21 protein-coding genes are annotated in these 19,849 nt (G+C 60.0%); 12 read left to right on the top strand and 9 right to left on the bottom strand.

Annotation, left to right across the window (positions count from 1 at the left end; all coding sequences use genetic code 11):
- Positions 1 to 23: 23 nt before the first annotated feature.
- The 5 genes from AB4N64_RS14100 to AB4N64_RS14080 all read right to left on the bottom strand — a co-directional run bounded on the left by AB4N64_RS14100 (position 24) and on the right by AB4N64_RS14080 (position 4,454).
- A complete protein-coding gene (locus AB4N64_RS14100; protein ID WP_460126432.1) occupies positions 24 to 971 on the bottom strand; it encodes a phosphatidate cytidylyltransferase in 948 nt (315 codons plus the stop codon).
- Entirely contained in the window at positions 968 to 1,567 is a 600-nt protein-coding gene (locus AB4N64_RS14095; RefSeq protein ID WP_460126430.1) for a lysophospholipid acyltransferase family protein, read from the bottom strand. Before AB4N64_RS14095 ends, AB4N64_RS14100 begins: the two co-directional genes overlap by 4 nt.
- On the bottom strand, positions 1,554 to 2,186 hold the full coding sequence (locus AB4N64_RS14090) for a CDP-alcohol phosphatidyltransferase family protein (protein WP_460126428.1): 633 nt from the start codon (positions 2,184 to 2,186) through the stop codon (positions 1,554 to 1,556). Before AB4N64_RS14090 ends, AB4N64_RS14095 begins: the two co-directional genes overlap by 14 nt.
- Positions 2,187 to 2,403: 217 nt before the next feature.
- Complete coding sequence (locus tag AB4N64_RS14085) at positions 2,404 to 3,717, bottom strand: ATP-binding protein (protein ID WP_460126426.1); 1,314 nt, start codon at positions 3,715 to 3,717, stop codon at positions 2,404 to 2,406.
- Positions 3,714 to 4,454, bottom strand: a complete 741-nt coding sequence (locus AB4N64_RS14080) for a response regulator (RefSeq protein ID WP_460126425.1) — start codon at positions 4,452 to 4,454, stop codon at positions 3,714 to 3,716. Before AB4N64_RS14080 ends, AB4N64_RS14085 begins: the two co-directional genes overlap by 4 nt.
- A 297-nt stretch (positions 4,455 to 4,751) precedes the next feature.
- On the opposite strand from AB4N64_RS14080, the gene AB4N64_RS14075 reads away from it, so the two are divergent.
- The 3 genes from AB4N64_RS14075 to AB4N64_RS14065 all read left to right on the top strand — a co-directional run bounded on the left by AB4N64_RS14075 (position 4,752) and on the right by AB4N64_RS14065 (position 6,666).
- Positions 4,752 to 5,012, top strand: coding sequence for a DUF2790 domain-containing protein (locus AB4N64_RS14075; RefSeq protein ID WP_460126424.1), 261 nt, complete (start codon positions 4,752 to 4,754; stop codon positions 5,010 to 5,012).
- Positions 5,013 to 5,060: 48 nt separating this feature from the next.
- Positions 5,061 to 5,273, top strand: a complete 213-nt coding sequence (locus tag AB4N64_RS14070) for a hypothetical protein (RefSeq protein WP_460126423.1) — start codon at positions 5,061 to 5,063, stop codon at positions 5,271 to 5,273.
- A 169-nt stretch (positions 5,274 to 5,442) separates the two neighbouring features.
- Positions 5,443 to 6,666 (top strand): cytochrome c biogenesis protein DipZ, encoded by a 1,224-nt coding sequence (locus tag AB4N64_RS14065; protein ID WP_460126421.1) that lies wholly within the window; start codon positions 5,443 to 5,445, stop codon positions 6,664 to 6,666.
- A gap of 18 nt (positions 6,667 to 6,684) precedes the next feature.
- On the opposite strand, the gene AB4N64_RS14060 is transcribed toward AB4N64_RS14065, so the two are convergent.
- Both AB4N64_RS14060 and AB4N64_RS14055 read right to left on the bottom strand, forming a co-directional pair.
- Positions 6,685 to 7,146 carry a GNAT family N-acetyltransferase gene (locus AB4N64_RS14060; RefSeq protein WP_460126419.1) on the bottom strand — a complete coding sequence of 154 codons (462 nt, stop codon included), beginning with the start codon at positions 7,144 to 7,146 and terminating at the stop codon, positions 6,685 to 6,687.
- Between the two features lie 44 nt (positions 7,147 to 7,190).
- The gene (locus AB4N64_RS14055; RefSeq protein ID WP_460126417.1) at positions 7,191 to 8,180 is read right to left on the bottom strand and encodes an AraC family transcriptional regulator; all 990 of its coding nucleotides are present in this window, start codon (positions 8,178 to 8,180) and stop codon (positions 7,191 to 7,193) included.
- 183 nt (positions 8,181 to 8,363) lie between these two features.
- Here AB4N64_RS14055 and AB4N64_RS14050 point away from each other — a divergent pair, with 183 nt between their 5' ends.
- Together AB4N64_RS14050 and AB4N64_RS14045 are read left to right on the top strand one after the other, a co-directional pair.
- Positions 8,364 to 8,633 carry a DUF4242 domain-containing protein gene (locus tag AB4N64_RS14050; protein ID WP_460126415.1) on the top strand — a complete coding sequence of 90 codons (270 nt, stop codon included), beginning with the start codon at positions 8,364 to 8,366 and terminating at the stop codon, positions 8,631 to 8,633.
- Between the two features lie 35 nt (positions 8,634 to 8,668).
- Positions 8,669 to 9,478 (top strand): class I SAM-dependent methyltransferase, encoded by an 810-nt coding sequence (locus AB4N64_RS14045; RefSeq protein ID WP_460126414.1) that lies wholly within the window; start codon positions 8,669 to 8,671, stop codon positions 9,476 to 9,478.
- Positions 9,479 to 9,572: 94 nt separating this feature from the next.
- Here the strand turns inward: AB4N64_RS14045 and pcsA are convergent, their stop codons facing one another.
- Positions 9,573 to 10,295 carry a phosphatidylcholine synthase gene (gene pcsA / locus AB4N64_RS14040; RefSeq protein WP_460126412.1) on the bottom strand — a complete coding sequence of 241 codons (723 nt, stop codon included), beginning with the start codon at positions 10,293 to 10,295 and terminating at the stop codon, positions 9,573 to 9,575.
- 261 nt (positions 10,296 to 10,556) lie between these two features.
- On the opposite strand from pcsA, the gene AB4N64_RS14035 reads away from it, so the two are divergent.
- The 4 genes from AB4N64_RS14035 to ligD all read left to right on the top strand — a co-directional run bounded on the left by AB4N64_RS14035 (position 10,557) and on the right by ligD (position 16,498).
- Positions 10,557 to 11,261 carry a tellurite resistance TerB family protein gene (locus AB4N64_RS14035; RefSeq protein ID WP_460126410.1) on the top strand — a complete coding sequence of 235 codons (705 nt, stop codon included), beginning with the start codon at positions 10,557 to 10,559 and terminating at the stop codon, positions 11,259 to 11,261.
- Positions 11,262 to 11,518: 257 nt separating this feature from the next.
- Positions 11,519 to 12,895, top strand: a complete 1,377-nt coding sequence (locus tag AB4N64_RS14030) for an iron-containing redox enzyme family protein (protein WP_460126408.1) — start codon at positions 11,519 to 11,521, stop codon at positions 12,893 to 12,895.
- 10 nt (positions 12,896 to 12,905) lie between these two features.
- Positions 12,906 to 13,898, top strand: coding sequence for a methyltransferase (locus AB4N64_RS14025; protein WP_460126406.1), 993 nt, complete (start codon positions 12,906 to 12,908; stop codon positions 13,896 to 13,898).
- Between the two features lie 2 nt (positions 13,899 to 13,900).
- Positions 13,901 to 16,498 (top strand): DNA ligase D, encoded by a 2,598-nt coding sequence (gene ligD / locus AB4N64_RS14020; RefSeq protein ID WP_460126405.1) that lies wholly within the window; start codon positions 13,901 to 13,903, stop codon positions 16,496 to 16,498.
- A gap of 44 nt (positions 16,499 to 16,542) precedes the next feature.
- On the opposite strand, the gene AB4N64_RS14015 is transcribed toward ligD, so the two are convergent.
- Complete coding sequence (locus AB4N64_RS14015) at positions 16,543 to 16,944, bottom strand: hypothetical protein (RefSeq protein WP_460126404.1); 402 nt, start codon at positions 16,942 to 16,944, stop codon at positions 16,543 to 16,545.
- A gap of 306 nt (positions 16,945 to 17,250) precedes the next feature.
- On the opposite strand from AB4N64_RS14015, the gene AB4N64_RS14010 reads away from it, so the two are divergent.
- From AB4N64_RS14010 to AB4N64_RS14000, 3 genes are all read left to right on the top strand, one after another.
- A complete protein-coding gene (locus AB4N64_RS14010; protein ID WP_460126403.1) occupies positions 17,251 to 17,748 on the top strand; it encodes a hypothetical protein in 498 nt (165 codons plus the stop codon).
- Positions 17,749 to 18,133: 385 nt separating this feature from the next.
- Positions 18,134 to 18,691, top strand: a complete 558-nt coding sequence (locus AB4N64_RS14005; RefSeq protein ID WP_460126402.1) for a polysaccharide biosynthesis/export family protein — start codon at positions 18,134 to 18,136, stop codon at positions 18,689 to 18,691.
- 26 nt (positions 18,692 to 18,717) lie between these two features.
- Complete coding sequence (locus tag AB4N64_RS14000; protein WP_460126400.1) at positions 18,718 to 19,836, top strand: hypothetical protein; 1,119 nt, start codon at positions 18,718 to 18,720, stop codon at positions 19,834 to 19,836.
- The last annotated feature ends 13 nt before the right edge of the window (positions 19,837 to 19,849 follow it).

The following is a 19,849-nucleotide window of genomic DNA, read 5'->3' as shown; positions in this document are numbered from 1 at the left end:
GCTCGCTCCTACAGGGGAAGTTGTTACGTCACCGAAAAAAAGTACCGCGTCAGGTGAAAGAAGATCGGCGCGGCAAAGCAGATCGAGTCCATGCGGTCGAGCATGCCGCCGTGGCCCTTGATCATGGTGCCCCAATCCTTGGCACTTAGACTGCGCTTGATCGCCGACATCACCAGCCCGCCGAGAAAACCCATGGCGACGATGACAAACGACATCAGCAGCGACTGCCAGAAGCTGAACGGTGTCATCCAGAACATGCAGCCGCCAATCAGGGTGGCTGACAAGCCGCCGCCGACCAGTCCTTCGACGGTTTTCGACGGGCTGACCAGCGGCGCCACCTTGTGTTTGCCGAACAGCTTGCCGAATACGTACTGCAACACGTCGCTCAACTGCACCACGAACACCAGATAGAACAGTAGTAGCGCGTTTTGCCCCTGGAAGCCTTCGAGGTCCAGGAGCAGCAGGGCCGGTGCGTGGCTGATGCAGTAGATGCAAATCATCACACCCCACTGGATTTTTGCGGTCCTTTCCAGAAACGCGTCCGTGTCCTGGCTCAGCACCGCAATCGCCGGCAGCAACAGGAAGGCGTACACCGGAATCAGCAGGGTGAACATCGAATACCAGTGCGTGCCGATCAGCAGGTATTGCAGGGGGATGAGGATGAAAAACGCGGAAAACAGGGCGTTGTGATCGCCCAGGGTGGTTGGCGTCAAGGTGATGAATTCCCTGAGCGCGAACAGCGAAATGAAGGCGAACAGCACGACGGTCGCATTGCCACCCAACTGGTAGGACACAAAGAAGATGATCACCATCCCCCACCAGGCATTCACCCGCTGGTTGAGGTTTTCGATGGTCGCCACCGAGCTATCCGATGTCGCGCGCCGGGCCAGCACACGGCCGATGATCGAAGCCAGCGCCAGCAGGCAGGCGATGGCGAAGAAGAACCACAGGAACTTGTCTTCAAGACTCATTTGGACAGCCTCAAAATGGCTTCACGCGCCCGCTCCAGAAACACTTGTTTTTCCTCATGCGCGATGTGGGGCAGAGGGTCGCCGATGCGGATGGTACAAATGATGGGCAACGGCACATGCTTGCCCTTGGGCATCGAACGGTGCAGGTTTTCCAGGTAGATCGGCACCAGGTCAACGTCCGGGAAGGTCTCGGCGAGCCGGAACAGCCCAGATTTGAATGGGCCAGGCAGGGCCTGGCTGGAGCGGGTGCCTTCGGGAAAGATGATGATCGAATGACCGTCGCGCACCACGTCGAAAATCGGCTCCAGCACATTCACTCCTGGCTCGGGGTTGCGTTCGATCAGTACGGCGTTGAGGCCTTGCTGCGAGATGTACGACAGGAATCGGTTCTTGCCCCAGTAATCGGCGGCGGCCACCGGTTTCACATTCTTGCGGGCTTTGGGAGGCAGGGCCGCGATGATCGCCAGGGTGTCCATGTGGCTGGTGTGATTGGCAAAGTAGATGCGCTGGCGCGACAGGTCCGGGGGGCTTTCCCAGCGCGCCGTCACGCCAATGAGAAAACGCAGGACGGAGATCAACGCATTACTGATCCACATGGGCGGCCCCTTTGAGTTGCCTGGCAATGGCCAGCGTGCGCGTGACGCAAGTGGCGGCGGAGCCGACGGCGATGATGATCAGCGCGATCAACAAGACGTAGTGGCTGGCGTAGACCGCCGCTTCGACGGCGTTGAGCAGCAGCGCCAAGGTCATCACCGCCATCCGGTGCTGCTTGGCCATCGGGCCGATGAAGATCTGCGCCAGCCCGATGGAGCCGCCGAACACCCGCACGTAAGCGGTCAGCGCCGCCGCCAGCGCGGCAAACCAGCCCAGGTCCGAATAGCCGATGGCGTAGCCGAGTCCGACGATCAGCAGGCTGTCGGCGATGCGGTCGGGAAATTCGTTGTACAGGCTGCCGATAGGGGATTGCTTGCCGCCTTCGATCGCCACCATGCCGTCGAACAAATTGCACAACAGGCGCAGTTGAATGCCAATGGCGCAGAGGATCGAGCCAGCAACGCCTGTGTCGATGTTCAGCGCGCTGATGCCGATCAGCGCGAAAACGATGCTCGCCACGGAAATCTGATTGGGGGAGAGGTCGCGCTTGACCAGGATGTCGGTGATACGTCTGGCCCATCCCGAAGAACGGGTCTTGATGGGCCGGCGGTTTTCATCCATTGGCATGTCCTTGGCAATGATGAAGAGGGGACTGGAGTTTCAATATAGAGGCTTTCCGTGGCCTCTGCTCTGTGCTGCCTTGAACTGGTAGGAGCGAGCTTGCTCCGGGCGGCGTTCCGACGATGGTGGCCCACACACCGCGGGGATTCAGACAGCCATCATCATCGTTGACCACCATCGCGACGGTTCGACGCCTCGACATGCTCGCTCCTGCAGGTCAAGGTTTCAGAGGGCTGCTTGGCAGGGTCAATTCTGCGCACAGGCCGCCACCTTCGCGATTACTCAGGGTCAGCGATCCGCCGAGTGCCAGTGCCAGTTGTTGCGCAATGGCCAGGCCCAGGCCCGTACCGCCGGTGCTGCGGTTGCGTGAGTTTTCCACGCGGTAGAAGGGTTCCATGACGTGGGCCAGGTCTTCTTCGGAAATGCCAGGGCCGCGGTCCAAGACTTTCAGCGAAAGCTTGCCGTCAGCCCCGGTTTGCACCTGCAGCTCGGCTGCACCTGCGAATTTCAGCGCGTTGTCGGTCAGGTTCACCAACACCCGGCGCAAGGCATGCGGGCGGGTGTCGATGACCGCGTCGCTTTTTCCGCTCAGTTGCACGAGCTTGTTCATGTCCTGATAGTCGAACACCAGGCTGTCGAGGAAGGAGTCCAGATTGGTGCGGCGGGTCTCTTCGGTGGCGCCATGCACACTGCGGGCATAGGCCACGCCTTCGCGCACCAAGTGCTCCATTTCGCTGAGGTCATTCCACAGTTTGTCTTTTTCGCTGGAGTCGTCCATGAACTCGGCGCGCAGTTTCATGCGGGTGATCGGCGTTTGCAGGTCGTGGGAAATGGCTGCCAGCAGTTGCATGCGCTCCTTCAGGTACGCGGCGATGCGCGCCTGCATGGCGTTGAAAGCCCTGGCGGCATGGGCCACTTCGGTCGGGCCTTTTTCATCCAGAAGCACCGGATGGGTGTTGGGGTCCAGGGTTTCCACGGCTTGCGCCAGGCGGGTGAGGGGGCCAATGGCGATGCGCACGGCCAGCCAGGTGCACAGGATGAGCAGCGCCAGTTGACCGAGCAACACAAAGGGTAACCACGGTGATAGCGGCACCATGCTCGGGCGAACATCGATGGTCACCGGGCTGCCATCGGCCAGTTTCAGGTGGACCTGAAAGCGTTTGATCGGGCCGGGAATATCGGTCACGGTCATGGGGTAGTCCATACCGATTGCGTCCTTGATCGATGTCACCGCAATCGGTGTGTCGTTCATGGCTCTGCCTGGCGAACCTTCATCGAGCAGGTAGCGATAGTTACGCCGGTCCAGCTGTGGCAACCAGCTTGCCCGCTCATCCGCCGGCAAGCGGTCGAGGATGGCAATCGAGGTGGAAACGTCGGTTTCGAGGTTGCCGAGCATGGTGTTTTTGGCACTTTCGTAGCGCTCGTAATATTGCGCGCCGAAAGACAGCGCCTGCGCCAGGATCAGACCAACCAGGAAAATCAGCGACAGTCGCGAGGCGAGGGTACGGGGCCAGCGCAGCGGGTATTTCATGAGAGCTCACCGAGGATTTCCACTGGCAGGGAAAACACATAGCCCTCACTGCGCACGGTTTTGATGTAGGCCGGTTCGCGCGCATCGTCCAGCAAACGCTGACGCAAACGGCTGACCAGCAGGTCAATGGAGCGGTCGAACAGGTCAGCGTCGCGACCCTGGGTCAGGTTCAGCAACTGGTCGCGGGTCAGCACCCTCTGCGGGTGATCGAGGAACACCCGCAGCAGTCGATATTCCGCGCCGCTCAGGGCAACCATGGTGTCGTCCTTGTCCAGCAAATGTCGGGCTGAAGTGTCCAGGCGCCAGCGTCCGAAAGCAAGCAGCCGTCCGCTTTCGGTCACGACGAGGTTGGGTGGCAGCATCCGCGTCCGACGCAACACGGAGTTGATACGTGCCAGCAGTTCGCGGGCGGCAAACGGCTTGACCAGATAGTCGTCAGCACCCATCTCCAGGCCGATGATGCGATCGGTTTCATCATTGCGTGCCGTGAGCATCAGCACTGGGGTCGCCTTGTGTTTACCGGCGCGAATCTCGCGACACAGCATCAGGCCATCGTCGCCCGGCATCATGATGTCGAGCACGATCAGGTCAACCGGCGTCGATTCCAGGAACGTACGCATCTGCCGGCCATCCGCGACGACCGTGGTGCGCAAACCGTTTTTCTTCAGGTAGTTGCCTACCAGTTCTCGGATTTCACGGTCATCGTCAACGATGAGAATGTGATCGACGTGTTCCATGGTGCAGCCTCAACAAAGGGGGGATGGGCCGCAGTCTATCGAGCCTTTGCCCGCTCGCCCGACACGATTTGTATTGCAGTGTATCTGCTGTGTCGACGGATACACGCGGACAAAAAAACGCCGGATTTGAGGGGTTTTGTATCGCTGTGTATCTCCGGGCGTTCTGGATACGTACCGATTTACACGCGCCGGTTTTGGACACAGACGAGATACCTCGCAGGTTTTAAATGGCTTCCATCGAGGCAAACGCAACCGCCTCACTCGAACACCCAACCATTGAAACCTGAGGATCTCACCATGAACACCAAAGCCATCTACGCCGCCTGCCTGTTTGCCGCCCTGAACATCTGCACCCTGTCGGCCCGCGCCGAAGCCGATGTCAGCGAGAAAACCTACTCGTACGGCACCCACCTGGACATCAAGAAAGTGGTGTCGCTGACCCAGGCCAGCAGCGATACCTGCGGCATTGTCGACGCCAAGCTGACCTACCTGGACTCCCAGAGCAAAACCCAGGTCCTGGACTACCGCAAATTCGGCGAATGCAGCTCGGACAACTGAGTCTGGCGTCGTCTGCACATCCATTCTTTTCGAGACAGGAGCACCATCATGAACAACATCACACGCTTTCTGACCGCGTCAGCCTTTGCCTTTGCCGGTGCCGCCGCCCATGCCAACGCCGCCGTTGAACAAAGCACCTGCGGTAGCAGCACGTGCTTCCAGCTGGCCCCGATGAAAAACCAGGGCGCCCATGACTTCCTGGCACAGGACGGCGCAAGCCGTACGCCGCAGGGGCAATCGCTCGATAACCAGATGGCGTGATGTTGGGCGCTGCTCTTGATAACGCCGTTGATCCCCTTGTGGGAGCGGGCTTGCCCGCGATGACGCCCAACCAGTCGATATAGATGTTGAATGTACGGGCCTCATCGCGGGCAAACCCGCTCCCACAAGGGGTGATGTGGTGTGTCGTGAATACATAAAGGTGATCACCATGTTCCTCATCGCTTTTCTGGGCGGCATCCTGACCGTCCTCAGTCCTTGTATCCTGCCGGTCGTGCCGTTCCTGTTCGCCGGCGTCGACCGCACCCGTTCCTCGATCCTGTTGACTCTTGGCGGCATGGTCATGACCTTCGCCCTCATTTCCAGCCTGGCCGTGGTCAGCAGTGAGTGGGTGATCCAGGCCAACAACACCGGTCGGCACGTCGCCCTGCTGGTCATGGCGCTGTTTGCCCTGTCGCTGATCTCCGCGCGAGTGGGCGGCTGGCTCGCACGTCCATTCGTATTGCTGGGCAATCGCCTCGACCCCAACACCCGCAAAATGTCCGGTCCGCTGGGTTCGCTGATGATCGGCGTGGCTACCGGCCTACTCTGGGCACCGTGTGCCGGGCCGATTCTCGGGGTCATTCTGACCGGCGCGATGCTACAGGGCGCCAACGCGCAAACCAGTTTGTTGCTGGTGGCTTACGGCCTGGGCAGTGCGTTGTCACTGGGCACATTGATCTTCGCCGGTCGTGGCCTGGTCAATCGCTTGAAAGCCTCGATTCCGGTCACCGGCTGGCTGCGGCGTGGCACTGGCTTCGCGGTACTGGCCGCTGCACTGGTGATCTCCACCGGTGCTGACAAGACCTTGCTGGCCGGCACTTCCTCCGAAGGCGTCAGCGCTCTGGAGAAAGGCGTACTGCAAAGCGTACCCAAAGTGGTCGACTACCTGGTCAGCAAGGTCCAGGCCGACATGATCGAGGACAATGCCAAAGGCGCCATGCCGTCACTGACCGGTGCCGTGGAGTGGATCAATTCGCCGGCGCTGACCAACGATGCGCTCAAGGGCAAAGTGGTGCTGGTGGATTTCTGGACCTTTGACTGCATCAACTGCCAGCATACCCTGCCGTATGTGAAGGATTGGGCGAAGAAATACGAGAAGGACGGCCTGGTGGTCATCGGCGTGCACACCCCGGAATACGGCTTCGAGCGCATCATCGATAACGTCAAGGCTCAGGTGAAGAAACTCGGCATTACCTACCCGGTGGCCATCGACAATAACTATGCGATCTGGCGCAACTTCGACAACCAGTACTGGCCGGCGCACTACCTGGTCGATGCCAAGGGGCAGGTGCGTTACACCCACTTCGGTGAGGGGCGCTACGACGAGCAGGAAAAAATGATCCAGCAACTGCTGCAAGAGGCCAAGGCCGACGCCCCCAAACCGGCAGCGTAAAACGCAAGGATCAATGGCTCACAGGTCTCGCACCATGAGCCATTGCTCCTTGTCCCAGGCGCGAAAACGCTCAAGCGCGGTCCAGCCACGTTTGGCGTAGTAGGCATGCTGGTCCTGGGTGTGCAAATAAATGTTCCGTTCACCAGCGGCTTTGGCCTGCTCGCAAATCCGCTCGATCAAGGCTTCCGCCAGGCCCTGGCCTCGTGCCTCGGGGGTGACGAACACACAGGCGAGCCACGGTCCCAGGTCTGGCCGCTGTTCCAGGTCAGACCTCGCCAGCGCGGCCCCTCCCAGCAATTGATCGCCCTGCAGTGCAATCAGGCATTTCCAGTCGCCGTTGAGTTGTCCCTGGGCAAACTCCCGTTGCCAGTCGGGGAGGGATTGCTCGGCGTACTCGTAGTGAAACTGTCGATGAATCCACGCGGCGAAGGTGTCGCTGTGTTGCGGATGATCGACCAGCCAGTCCAGGCGCAGTGCCATGCTTGAATCCTTTCAAAAAATGCAGGTGGCCCATAAGAGCCGATTCACGACGTCTCGGCAATCCCGATCTCGTTACGGGGGCTCGTCTGCCCGCGCCGCCAGGCCGCAGGTGGCGCGCCGTATTCGCGCCGAAAGGCCCGGCTGAAGGCCGTGTCGGTCTGGTAGCCCACCTCTTCGGCGATGCGTAGCAGCGAGCTGTTACTGCTGCGCAACAGATTGGCCGCCAGCAGCATTCGCCATTGCGTCAAATACTGCATCGGCGACACTCCGACCATCTGCTGGAAGCGCTCGGCCAACACCGATCTTGACGTGCCGGCTGTGCGCGCCAGCTCCTCCAGAGTCCAGGTGTGACAGGGCTTCTTGTGCAGCGCATTGAGGGCGGCGCCGACGATCCGGTCCCCCACGCCCGCCAGCCAACCGGTGCGACCCTCGCCCTGCTGGTGCATGTACAGGCGCAGCACCTCGATGAACAGCACCTCCGCCAGCTTGGCCAGGACGCCTTCGCCACCCGGACGAGGCGAGCGGGCTTCGGCCAGTGCGTAGCGCACCGAGGACTCGAGCCATTTGCCGGCGTTGGAACCCCGCACGTTGACTCGAACCACCGTCGGCAAGCCAGTCAACAACATGCCCGCCAGGCGCTTGTCGCACGCCAGGTAACCGCAGACCAGACGGCAGACCGTGCCACCACCGCCGTAATTGAGCTGCCGTGGACGGCGCGCCAGGATCTCGTCCAGCCGTGCGCTGGTTGCGGGTTTCAAACCCGGCTGGGAACTCATGCGATGGGCGTCTCCCTGGGGAAACAACACCACGTCTCCGGCACTCAGGAGCAGTGTCGGGGCATCGCCGAGCTCGACGTAACACTCGCCTTCGGTGATCAGGTGAAAAATCACCACCCGCTCGGCGTCGGGCTCCAGGAACGGGGCAGCGGTGTCGGCGTGGGGCGATTGATAGCACCAGGGGGCCGTAAATCTCGCACTGATGAAGATTGCACCGACCAGGCGGACCACACGCAGGGTCTGGGACAGGGCGTCCATGAGGGGTTTCCCCTGTTTGGCGAAATGTTTTTGATTGTGAGCCTGTTGTGGCGCTTGGGAAAACCTCCGGACGATCGGACAGTCTTGCCCGACGATCGGATAGGACGCTCCCTGTCAGCGGCGCGATAGTGGACGCACAGGGCCTGCCGGCCCTGTCATCCATAACAAGAATGAGAGGTTGCCATGCCCAAGTTCGTCATTGAACGTGAGATTCCAGGCGCTGGAACACTGTCAGAAAGGGATCTGAAAGCGGCTTCACAAAAGTCCTGCAAGGCGTTGCGAGATTTGCCCCAGGTGCAGTGGCAGCAGAGCTATGTCACCGGTGACAAACTCTACTGCGTGTACATCGCACCCGACGAGGAGTCGATCAGGGAACATGCCAGGCTAAGTGGATTCCCAGCCAGCAGTATTGCCCGGGTTGCCACCATCATCGATCCCACCACGGCCGAATGAGCCTTGGCATTGTATTCCCTGAACGGAGCTGCTTTATGAGTACCCCCATTGATCTTGCTGCCTTGAAAAACCGCCAGATGGCCTCCTGGGCCAGCGGCGACTACGCCGTGATCGGCACCACCCTGCAACTGGTGGGCGAGCAGTTGGCCGAAGCCTGCGATCTGCTGTGCGATGAGCGCGTTCTGGACGTTGCGGCCGGCAACGGCAATGCGACGCTGGCGGCCGCGCGCCGAGGAGCCCACGTCACCTCCACCGACTATGTGGCGGCCCTGCTGGAGCGCGGCGAAGACCGGGCACGGGCCGAACGGCTGGAAGTGACTTTCCAGGTGGCCGACGCCGAGGCGCTGCCGTTCAAGGACGACAGTTTCGACCTGGTACTGTCTACCTTCGGTGTGATGTTCGCGCCTGACCAGGTGAAGGCCGCCGCCGAACTGGCGCGGGTTTGCCGCCAGGGCGGGCGAATCGGCCTGGCCAACTGGACGCCTGACGGTTTTGTCGGGCAGATGTTCAAGACCCTCGGCCGGCACTTGCCACCTTCCGGAGCACAACCGCCGTCGAACTGGGGCAGCGAGCCCTGGTTGCACGAGCACTTTGAAGAGCGGGATTTCCTGATCCAGGTGACCCGGCGCTTCTTCAACTTCCGCTATCGCTCGGCGGCGCACTTCATCGACACCTTCCGCACCTGGTATGGCCCGGTCCACAAGGCCTTCGCCGCACTGCCAGCCGAAGCGGCCCAGGCGCTGGAAGCGGACTTGACCGAACTGATCAACCGCTCGAACCGCGCCGGTGAGAAATCGCTGGTGGTGCCGAGCGAATACCTTGAAGTGGTGATCACTCGGCGCTGAGGTGGGTTATTGAGAGATTCCCCAGTGGGAGCGAGCAGGCTCGCTCCCACTGGGGGTAGTGATCTATGTCGCGGGCACACCACACCCTTCGATGTCAGCGATGCCGCGCTTCGTCGAACCACTCCATCGCCGTGCGCCAGATGCAGATACCCAGGAAGTACGCCGACATCAGTAGCCAGAGGCCCATCACCAGAGGGTTGATCACCGGGTGGTTGATCACCAGCGAAAGGCTGCACAGCAACCAGATGGCGGTCACGGCGATGTTGATCGGCATGAAACGGCGCACCCGGAATGGGTGCAGGAATTTCATCCGGGTCACGGTCAGCAGCGCCAGGCCAATGACCGTGAGCAGGGTGATCCAGGGCGACGGCGCAATGATGTACAGGCACAACGCAACCACATTCCAGGCAGCGGGGAAGCCCTGGAAGTAGTTGTCCTTGCTTTTCATGTTGACGTTGCAGAAACAGAACAGTGACGACACCAGGATCAGCGACACCGTCAGCAGCAGTGTGTAGTCCGGCAGCGGGATGTAGCGATAGATGAACAGGGCAGGGATGAACACATAGGTGAGGTAATCGATCACCAGGTCGAGGATCGACCCGTCGAAACTGGGCAAGACAGACTGCACATTGACCTTGCGCGCGAGTGCGCCATCCAGCCCGTCGACAATCAGCGCAACGCCCAGCCACAGCAGGCAATTGGTCGGTTGGTTCTCCAGCAGGGCGAGCGTGGCGAGGAAGGCAGTGACCACTCCGGTGGCGGTGAAACCGTGGGCACCCCACGCTTTGAGTCTGGCGATGTGTAGGGTCGAAATCACGGGGCATTCTCCAGAAAGTCAAACAAGCCAATCATCACCCTCGAGGTCCGGGGGCGGTGGCAAACCGGGTCGGGTTGCAGGTATCGACCGAAAATCCGGGAATAAGGTTCACCATCCGTAAATCTTAGCTGGGCCTCGTAAAAACACTGCGGATTAATCCAGTCGCCATTTTGCGTATTTGTCGGCTAAACGGTGCTGGCGCAATGGGGGACGCGGTCTATCGTTCTCAGACGGAATGCTCCCTTCGATGAGGACGTCGTCATGAACACCAGCGATTTGCTCGAACAACTGCTGCGAGCCGGCCAGGGCTCAATGACCCGTCCGGGCGGCGCGCCCCAGGGTGGCACGGGGGGCGACCTGGGTGGATTGCTCGGTGGCCTGCTGGGTGGCGGCGCCGGTGCGGGCGGCGGCCTGGGTGGCCTGCTGGGTGGGTTGCTCGGTGGCGGCTCGGCGTTGGGTGGTGCAAGTCAGCGCCGGTCGGGCGGTGGGACCAACTACGCCGCGCTCGCCTCGTTGGGCATGATGGCATTCCAGGCCTATCAAGCCTGGCAGCGCAGCCAGGCCGCCGCCCCCCAGCAGGCCTTGCGCACGGCTGACATGCTGGCCGGCCCGGAGGTCGAAAGTCACAGCCACGCGGTGCTGCGGGCACTGATTGCGGCCGCCAAGGCCGACGGTCGCATCGATGAGGCCGAGAGGCAGATGATCAGCACGGAAATCGGCCGTCATACCGACGACCCTGAGTTGCAGCAATGGTTGGACGACGAAGTCGCCAAGCCGCTGGACGCCCATGACGTGGCGCAATCAGCGACAGACCCTGCGATGGCCGCCGAGATGTATCTGGCCAGTGTGATGGTGGCTGGGGATCAGCAGGGCGCCGAGCGCGACTACCTGGATGAACTGGCGGCGGCGTTGCAGATCGACCCGCAGTTGCAGGTGCACCTGGAGCAGCAGGCCAGGGGCGTTTGAGTTTTGTGCCTTGGTTGAGTTATCCGGCCGCATCGCGGGCAAGCTCGCTCCTACAATGTATTCGCATAGCTACTGTAGGAGCGGGCTTGCCCGCGATGAGGCCATTCCATCCAATGCAGATAAAGGTGCCCTCCACAAAGTCCGTCCATCCCTGCATTCCAAAACCCGATTGAATTTTTGCCCCAGCGCATCGCTCTGCTGAAGAAGAGACGTTGTTTCAGCGTCCTGCCCCGGCCAACAGACCGAGAGATACGCCCATGACTGCCCTGACCCAAATCCATTCCCGGCCTGCTCAAGAGATCCGCAGCGCCGGCTGCCTGAAAGAGACTTACGAACAATTGCTGCTCGGTGATGATCCCGGCCAGCGTCGCGACCTTGGCCAAGCCTTTCTCGAGACTCAGCTACAGAAGGCCGCCAGCTTGCCGGATGAATTGCCACGGGACATTTCGGCCCTGCAAGGATTCGTCGAGCAGCACTGTGCCGACGTGGCGAGCCAGTACGGCGAATACCTGAGCGCGCGCCAAGAGGGTGGCCCGCGCCAGTTTTTCCATAACAAGGCACACGCACTGTTTTTCCTCCAGGCAGTCAGCCCGACCAAACTGGTCGACGGCGCCTGGCTGTACGGTTTGCTTGAGCATTGGCGCGATCCGCGTTTCGACGGTTTGATCTGCACCTACCTGGAAGAGCTGGGTGACGGCAACCCGGCGCAGAATCATGTGGTGATTTATCGCAAGCTGCTGGCCGAACACGGTTTGGACAGCTCGGTGGTCCCTGACGAGTACTATTTGCAAGGCGCCATCCAGCTGGCGTTGGGCGAATGTGCCGAGCAGTTTCTCCCGGAAGTGATTGGTTACAACCTGGGTTACGAACAATTGCCGCTGCATTTGCTGATCAGCGCCTATGAACTGCGCGAGCTGGGCATCGATCCGTATTACTTCACTTTGCACGTCACCATCGATAACGCCAGCACCGGGCATGCGCAAAAAGCCGTGCAATCGGTGCTGGAGCTGTTGCCGATCGAGGGCGATCGCGAGGCGTTCCTGCGGCGGGTGGCAGTGGGGTATCGGCTCAATGACCTGGGGCTGGGGAGTCGGGCGATTATCGAATCGTTCGACCTGGACGCCGAAGTACTGGGCATGCTCGAACGCAAGCGACCTTTCGGCCAGCACATGCATTCCGATTACTGCCGTTTCGAAGGCAAGACCGTCAACCAGTGGCTGGCCTCGCGGGAGCAACTGCCCGGCTTTCTCGCCGCCATGGAGAACAAGGGCTGGATCAAGCGCAACCAGGACCCGCAGCAGAGCCGCTTCTGGCAGTTGATCGAGGGCAACGGAGCGGCGATGTTCGGGGTATTCAGTCCCTTTGAGAAACAACTGCTGCACGACTGGATCGCCGGCGACTGGAAGCCCGAACGCAAAACGCCGCCCGTGCGTAGCACCAGCACTCCGGCGATGGAGCCCACCCCCCCAGCGGCCGACCCGGATGTTCAACGTTTGCAGGTCGCGCTACAGAGCGTGCCCGCCCATGAGCAGATGCAAGTGCTGCTGCCATGGTTGTCGGCCCATCGCCATGCGCACCCAGCCGGACTGCTTGCCACCCGCCGCTTCATCGAACTCAAATCCAGCCTGCGATAAGGAATGCCGCATGAATGAACCATCACAACTCAATGCAGCCGATCTGGCGCTGGTGCAACTGGGGCGCCGTTTGCAGGCGGACGGTTATCGCTTCATCACGCCGACGCCGCTGACCCATCAACGAGTCAATGACCGGGCGTTCGGGCAGAGCGCGCGGAACCTGCGTGAAGTGTTCGGCTGGTCTCGCTCATTCGAGCCAGGGCTGTTGTCACCCGACGAGCAGCAACAGTTGCACCAGGCGGGCGTACTGGAAGAGAGCAATGGCCGAATGAAGAGCCGGATCCGCTGGTCGAGCCTGGATGACCTGCTATTCGTGCATTCCGGGTTTCCCACCGATGCTGCGGACTCCGTGTTTTTCGGGCCGGACACCTATCGCTTTGCGCAACTGATCCACCGCCATCTGCAGCAGTCCTTCACTCCGATAAGGCGCGCGGTGGACATCGGCTGCGGCGCCGGTGTCGGGGCCATTGTCATTGCCCGGGCACGGCATGAGGCCCAGGTGCTGGCGGTCGATATCAATCCGGCGGCGCTACGTTTGACCGCTGTGAACGCGGCGTTGGCCGAAGTGAGCAACCTCACTGTCGAAACCAGCGATGTGCTGCAGGGGGTGGACGGCAGTTTCGACCTGATCGTCGCCAATCCTCCCTATATGGCCGACCCCAACGAACGCGCGTATCGCCACGGCGGGGGCGCACTGGGCGCACAGCTGTCGTTGCGCATCGTCGAGCAGGCGTTGAATCGTTTGGCGCCAGAGGGTTCGCTGGTGCTGTACACCGGTGTGGCGATGGTCGATGGCTGCGACCCGTTTCTCGATGCCGTGACGCCTTACCTGGATTCGGCGCGATTTGGCTGGACGTATCAGGAAATCGACCCCGACGTCTTCGGAGAGGAACTGCTGACCCCCGGCTACAAACGGGTGGAGCGTATTGCCGTGGTCGCCCTGATTGTGACGCGGCTCGGCGGGGACGCTGGCGCCAAGGTTGAATCAGCCACAGGTGATTGAACATGAACAAGGATCTGGACGACTACAACCGTATGCGCGATTTCTCGGCCACGTCGGAGCCGGCCGCCAAACGCCCGGGCAAGAAATCCGCAAAGGCCCATGCCTTGCAGTTCTGTATCCAGAAGCATGACGCCTCGCGCCTGCATTACGACTTTCGCCTGGAACTCGATGGTGCGCTGAAGAGCTGGGCCGTGCCCAAGGGACCGTCGCTGGATCCCAAGGTCAAGCGCCTGGCGGTGCATGTCGAAGATCACCCCATCGACTATGCGACCTTCGAGGGCAGTATCCCCGAAGGCCATTATGGTGCTGGCGATGTGATCGTTTGGGACCGTGGCGTATGGATACCCCAGGAAGACCCTGCCAAGGCGTACGCCAAGGGCAAGCTCAAGTTCGAATTGCAGGGCGAGAAGCTTGCCGGCTTATGGAACCTGGTGCGAACGCACATGCCCGGCAAGCAGGAACAATGGTTTTTGATCAAACACCAGGACAGTGCCGCCAAGCCTGAAAGCGATTACGACGTAGTGACCGCCGAGCCGGACAGTGTGCTCAGCGACCGGACCATCGAGCCCAAAAAGGCCAGGACGGCCGCCAAGCCCAAGCCCGTCAAGAAACCGGCCAGTAAAGTCGCGGCCAAAACACAGTCGGCGAAACTGACTGGCGCGCACAAGGCCAAGCTGCCGGAGTCGTTCAAGCCCGAGCTGGCGACGCTGGTTGAAACGGCCCCGGAGGGCGAGTGGAGCTACGAGATCAAATTCGACGGCTACCGGATCATGGCGCGCATTGATCACGGCGAAGTGAAACTCTTTACCCGCAACGGCCATGACTGGACGCACAAGTTGCCCAACCAAGCCGAAGCATTGGCGGCGCTGCAACTGGAGTCGGCCTGGCTCGACGGTGAAATGGTGGTGGCCAACGAACAGGGCGTCCCCGATTTCCAGGCATTGCAAAACGCTTTCGATAGCGCCCACAGTGAAAACATCCTCTATTACCTGTTCGATATGCCTTACCTCAACGGCGTCGACCTGCGCGAAGTGCCGGTGGAGGAGCGTCGAGTGGCACTGGCGACGGTGCTCAAGACCGCCAAGGATCCGCTGCTGCGCTTCTCCGAAGCGTTTGCCGAAGCCCCCGATGCGCTTTTGAACAGTGCGTGCCAGATGCAGATGGAAGGCCTGATCGGCAAACGCCTGGGTTCACCCTATGTCTCACGGCGCAGCAGCGACTGGATCAAGCTCAAATGCAAGCATCGGCAAGAGTTCGTCGTGGTGGGTTACACCGATCCCAAGGGGGCCCGCAGTGGTTTCGGCGCGTTGCTGTTGGGGCTGCATGACAAGGACAGTGGAGAACTGCGTTATGCCGGCAAGGTCGGCACCGGCTTCAATGAAGCCACGCTGATGCGTATTTATGAGCAGCTCAAGCCGCTGCAGGCCAGGAAGGCGTCAGTCGTCAATCCGCCGAGCGGGTTTGACGCCAAGGGCGTGCACTGGCTCAAGCCGACCTTGCTGGCCGAAGTGGCCTTTGCGGAAATGACCAAGGAGGGTTCGGTGCGCCACGCTGTGTTCCATGGTCTGCGCAACGACAAGCCCGCCAAAGCCATAACTGAGGAGCGACCCACTGTGGTGACGAAAGCTGCCAAGGAAAAACCCGCAGGCAAGAAGGCCAGCCCCACCAGGAAGGCCGCCGAAAAGGTGGTACCGGCTCCGTCCCAACTGGGGCTGGCCCAGGGCAAGGTCCGTATCACTCACCCCGACCGGGTGATCGATGCCGCCAGTGGCACGACAAAGATGCAACTGGCGGAGTACTACGCCAGTGTCGCCAAGTGGATCCTGCCTCAGTTGAAAGATCGCCCTGTGGCGCTGGTGCGCGCCCCGGACGGCATCGCGGGCGAATTGTTTTTCCAGAAAAACGCCGAAAAACTGGCGATTCCCGGGATCACCGTGCTGGACAAGGAGCTCACGGGCCAGCCCATCATGATCGTCAATAATGCCGAGGCGTTGATTGGCGCCGTGCAAATGAGCACCGTGGAGCTGCACACCTGGAACGCCACTTCAACCAACCTCGACAAGCCTGACCGCTTCGTGCTCGACCTGGACCCGGACCCGGCGCTGCCTTGGAAAAGCATGGTTGAAGCGACGCATCTGACCCTGTCGGTTCTGGACGAGCTGGGGCTCAAGGCATTCCTGAAGACCAGCGGCGGCAAGGGCGTTCATATCGTGGTGCCAATAACGCGCAAGTTTGGTTGGGATGAGGTGAAGGATTTCAGCCACGCCATCGTCAGCCACATCGCCAAACTGCTGCCAGAGCGCTTTTCTGCCGTCTCGGGGCCAAAGAACCGGGTCGGACGAATCTTCATCGACTACCTGCGCAACGGCCTCGGTGCCACGACGATCTGCGCCTACGCGGCACGTACCCGCGAAGGGTTGCCGGTGTCGGTGCCGATCTTTCGTGAGGAAGTGGCTGAGCTCAAGGGTGGCAACCAGTGGAACATTCACAACGTCCATCAGCGCCTGACAGAGGTGGGGGACGACCCCTGGGCGCAGTTGAGCAAGACCCGGCAGTCGATTACCGCCGAGATGAGGCGCAGAGTCGGAATGAAAAAATAACCTCTTGCTCACGTAGTGGATTGATCTGATCTCGATGCCGCCTCTCAGGCATCGCGCAGCAGGTCATTGGCATTGAGCAAGGCAAAGGCAATCTCCGGACGCTTCTCCAGCCCGCGACGAATCGCGCTCGGGATCGCCTGCCGAGTCTTGCGACACAGTCCTGGCAGCTCGTCGATCGTAATGGCGATGCCGCGCATGGTGCGCACTTCGTTAAAACCAGGGGCGATCTCTACACGAATGCCCAACTGCTGGTACATCTTCTGCTGCATCCCCTCCAAATCGCTGAGACTTCGCAGGTTTTCCAGGCGCTCCAGCAGACGCTTTTCTTCGTTGCGCGTCAAAAACAGGATGCGCAGATCGGCGCCCGGCGTCTCCAGCAGCGGTTCACGCTCGCAGATGCAGGCACCGGGTGGGCAGGGTTGTCGGATCGTCAGCGAAGTTGTCATGGGCTCAATCATAAAGCGCTGCGCGACAATTTGCCCATCACTGTGAACGCCGCGGATTTACCCGGCTGCACGTCGTTCAGGCCGTGCGAAAAAACGTACTTGTGAATCAATTCATAGGCATAGCGCAGGTATCGCGAAACACCCTTTAAAGTCGATATTTTGACGTCATTTGACCTTGATTTTTATTTTTTACCGTTCAGGTGACGGGCCATTGACGTAATGGCTATGTGCTTATAGTCTGCTGAAAAACCGGTCACGATTCCTTCGTCCGGCAACAGAAACATCCGCTGGGCAGGGAGGCGGTTTATGCGCAAATCACTCGTCTTTAAATGCGTTTTGTTGTCGGTGCTCTTTAATGGTGCAGCTATCACCAGCGCGCAAGCGAGTCATTTGGCCTATGAAATTAGTCGCATACAAGGCTCTTGCGAGGCATTTGCGCCTCAACAGGGCACAGCCGCTGAAGAACAGATTGGCACATCCTTGAATGTCGGCGGCGGTTCCGGAACACCCGCAGCAACCCTCGAAACCCATTCGGCCAACAACACCAAACAGCAGTTCAATTTACTCGTGAATTCCGCTGCCAAAGTGGGCGCCTCCGTCAATACTTCTGCCTGCGACGGATTAATGGCGCAACTTGCCAAGAGTAATTTTCTGGCAAATTCCGAGACTCAGACTAAGGTGTTGAGTGCAGGGGCTGAAGTCTTTACCAATCAACCAATTGCCGTCTCGTTGCCGGCTGCGGCGTGGCTGTTTTCATCGGCGCTGTTCGGTTTCGTGATGGTCGCCAATCGCCGCAAGGTGTAGCGATGGTTGATGGTCAATATTGAGAAGAAACAACTTGGTTGATATCAATTTGATGCGCCTATGGCGGCACCTTAGTTGATGCGTTTCACGCGTGTGTTTGGCGATGTAGTTGCTGAATGACAGGCTCTTGTAAATAGAGTGCTATTAATTTGGCGGGTATGCATCGGGGGTAATATGTTTGACTGCACATTGTTGTTAAATAAGAAACTTCCTTCGCAGAAGCCTGCCAACCAGAAGATTTTTACGCCGTTACGCCGACCATTGGCGGCTTCAAGGCGCAAAAAATCTTCTTGTGAGCGATATCTCGATGTGAGCATGGGCGAGCGTGAATCGCTTCCCGTTTTATGCAAAGCTTCTTGCATGGCTATCTAGCGGAGGGACCCCGATGTCACGTTTCTTGCTACCTGTCTTTTTTGCGCTGGCTGTTCTGCCCAGCGTTTCCGGCGCCGCTGAAAGTAATTCCCCCTACTACTTGAATCCGGGTGACAGGATTGCGATCTCCGTCTGGGGCGAAGACAAGCTCAAGGAGGAGGTGAGTGTGCTCCCCGACGGCAGCATTACCTTCCCGCTGGCGGGCAAGATCGACGTACAGGGGCTGGACTCCACCGCCGTCGAGGAAAAGTTGGCAGCCAGGCTCGAGAAGTTCATACCTGATCCGCAGGTAAGCGTTGTCATCACGGGTACCGAGGGCAATCTCGTCTACGTGCAGGGCAAGGTGCTCAAACCGGGCACCGTGCCGATGTCCCGCGCCCTCACGGTGCTGCAAGCATTGAGCCTCTCGGGCGGCCTCGACAAGTTTGCCGACAAGGATGAGATCAAGGTGGTGCGCAGCAAGGGCGGCACGCAACAGATCCTGCCCGTGCGTTATGGCGACCTGATGTCCGGGCGTGACATGTCCACCAATATCCAGCTCCAGGCCGGCGATACGCTGGTCGTGCCTTAACCTTGCGCAACGCATCTGGAGTGACCTTGATGACGCTGCGAAGAACCGGAATTGCGACGGCGATGTTTGTCCTGCCGTGCTCCGGCATGGTCTACGCTGCTACCTGGCAATCGGCAATCACGGTGCCATCGACTGTCGAGTACGACAGTAATCCGACGTTGGCGACCAGCGGCGAGAAAGGCGTGACACGCTACATCGTCGCTCCGGATGCGAGACTCGTGGGGACTGCCGACCAGGACGAGTTCCAGTTTGGGTTGGGCCTGTATGTCGTGCGCTCGTCGGACACGGCGATCGTGACCGACCGTGAAGATCCAAGACTCAAGCTGGGCTGGCTGCGGGAAACCGAAACCGGTGCCTTTGGCCTCACGGCGCGGTATGAGGAAAGCTCCACCTTGTCCTCGACGGTTCAGGAAACCGGTGTTGTCGTGCCTGACGGCACTCAGAAAATGTCGTCGCTGGAGGGTACCTGGCGCATGGCCTTGAGCGAGCGCAGCACCCTGAACAACGATATCGAGTACCGGCACGTCACCTACGATATCAATACGCTGACCAACTACGACGAGCTGTCGAACCGCTTGGGCTATACCTACGCATGGAGCGAACGTATGGAGCTGTTCACCCGACTGGGGTTCAAGCACTACAAGCCTGACTCCCAGGTGCCATTAGTGGAGTCTTCGAACAGCTACACCCCCGATGTCGGCGTGAATTACCAGTTTTCCGAGAAACTCCGGGGCACGGTGTACCTGGGTGTCAACGAGGAATCCAACGCCAACAGCGGCCCGAGTGCCCAAGGGGGGATGTCACTGGATTACAGCGGTGACCGCGCGGATGCCGGGATCGAAGCCAGTCGTAACTCCGTGGCCAGCGGCGACGGCGGTTTTGTCGAGGTCGACAGCATCAGTGGTGTCTGGAGCTACGCCCTCGATGAAACCCGCCGTGCCGGCATTGCGGCCTCCTGGCAGGACTCCAAGGGCCAGACGCCCAACACATTGCGCAACTACAGCGCCTGGTTCAGTCAGGAGATCTCGCCTTTTTGGTTCGCGCGCCTATCCTACACATACAAACAACGCCAGCAAGATGGTTTGCCGGATGCTACTGCAAACGTCGTCGGGTTGACGCTGACTTATAGCTACCCCGGTTTCTGAAATTCTGTAGTGT

It is taken from the genome of Pseudomonas sp. S2_C03 (assembly GCF_054668405.1).
Note: the sequence above shows the minus strand (reverse complement) of the source record. Positions and strands in the feature narration are given on the sequence as shown.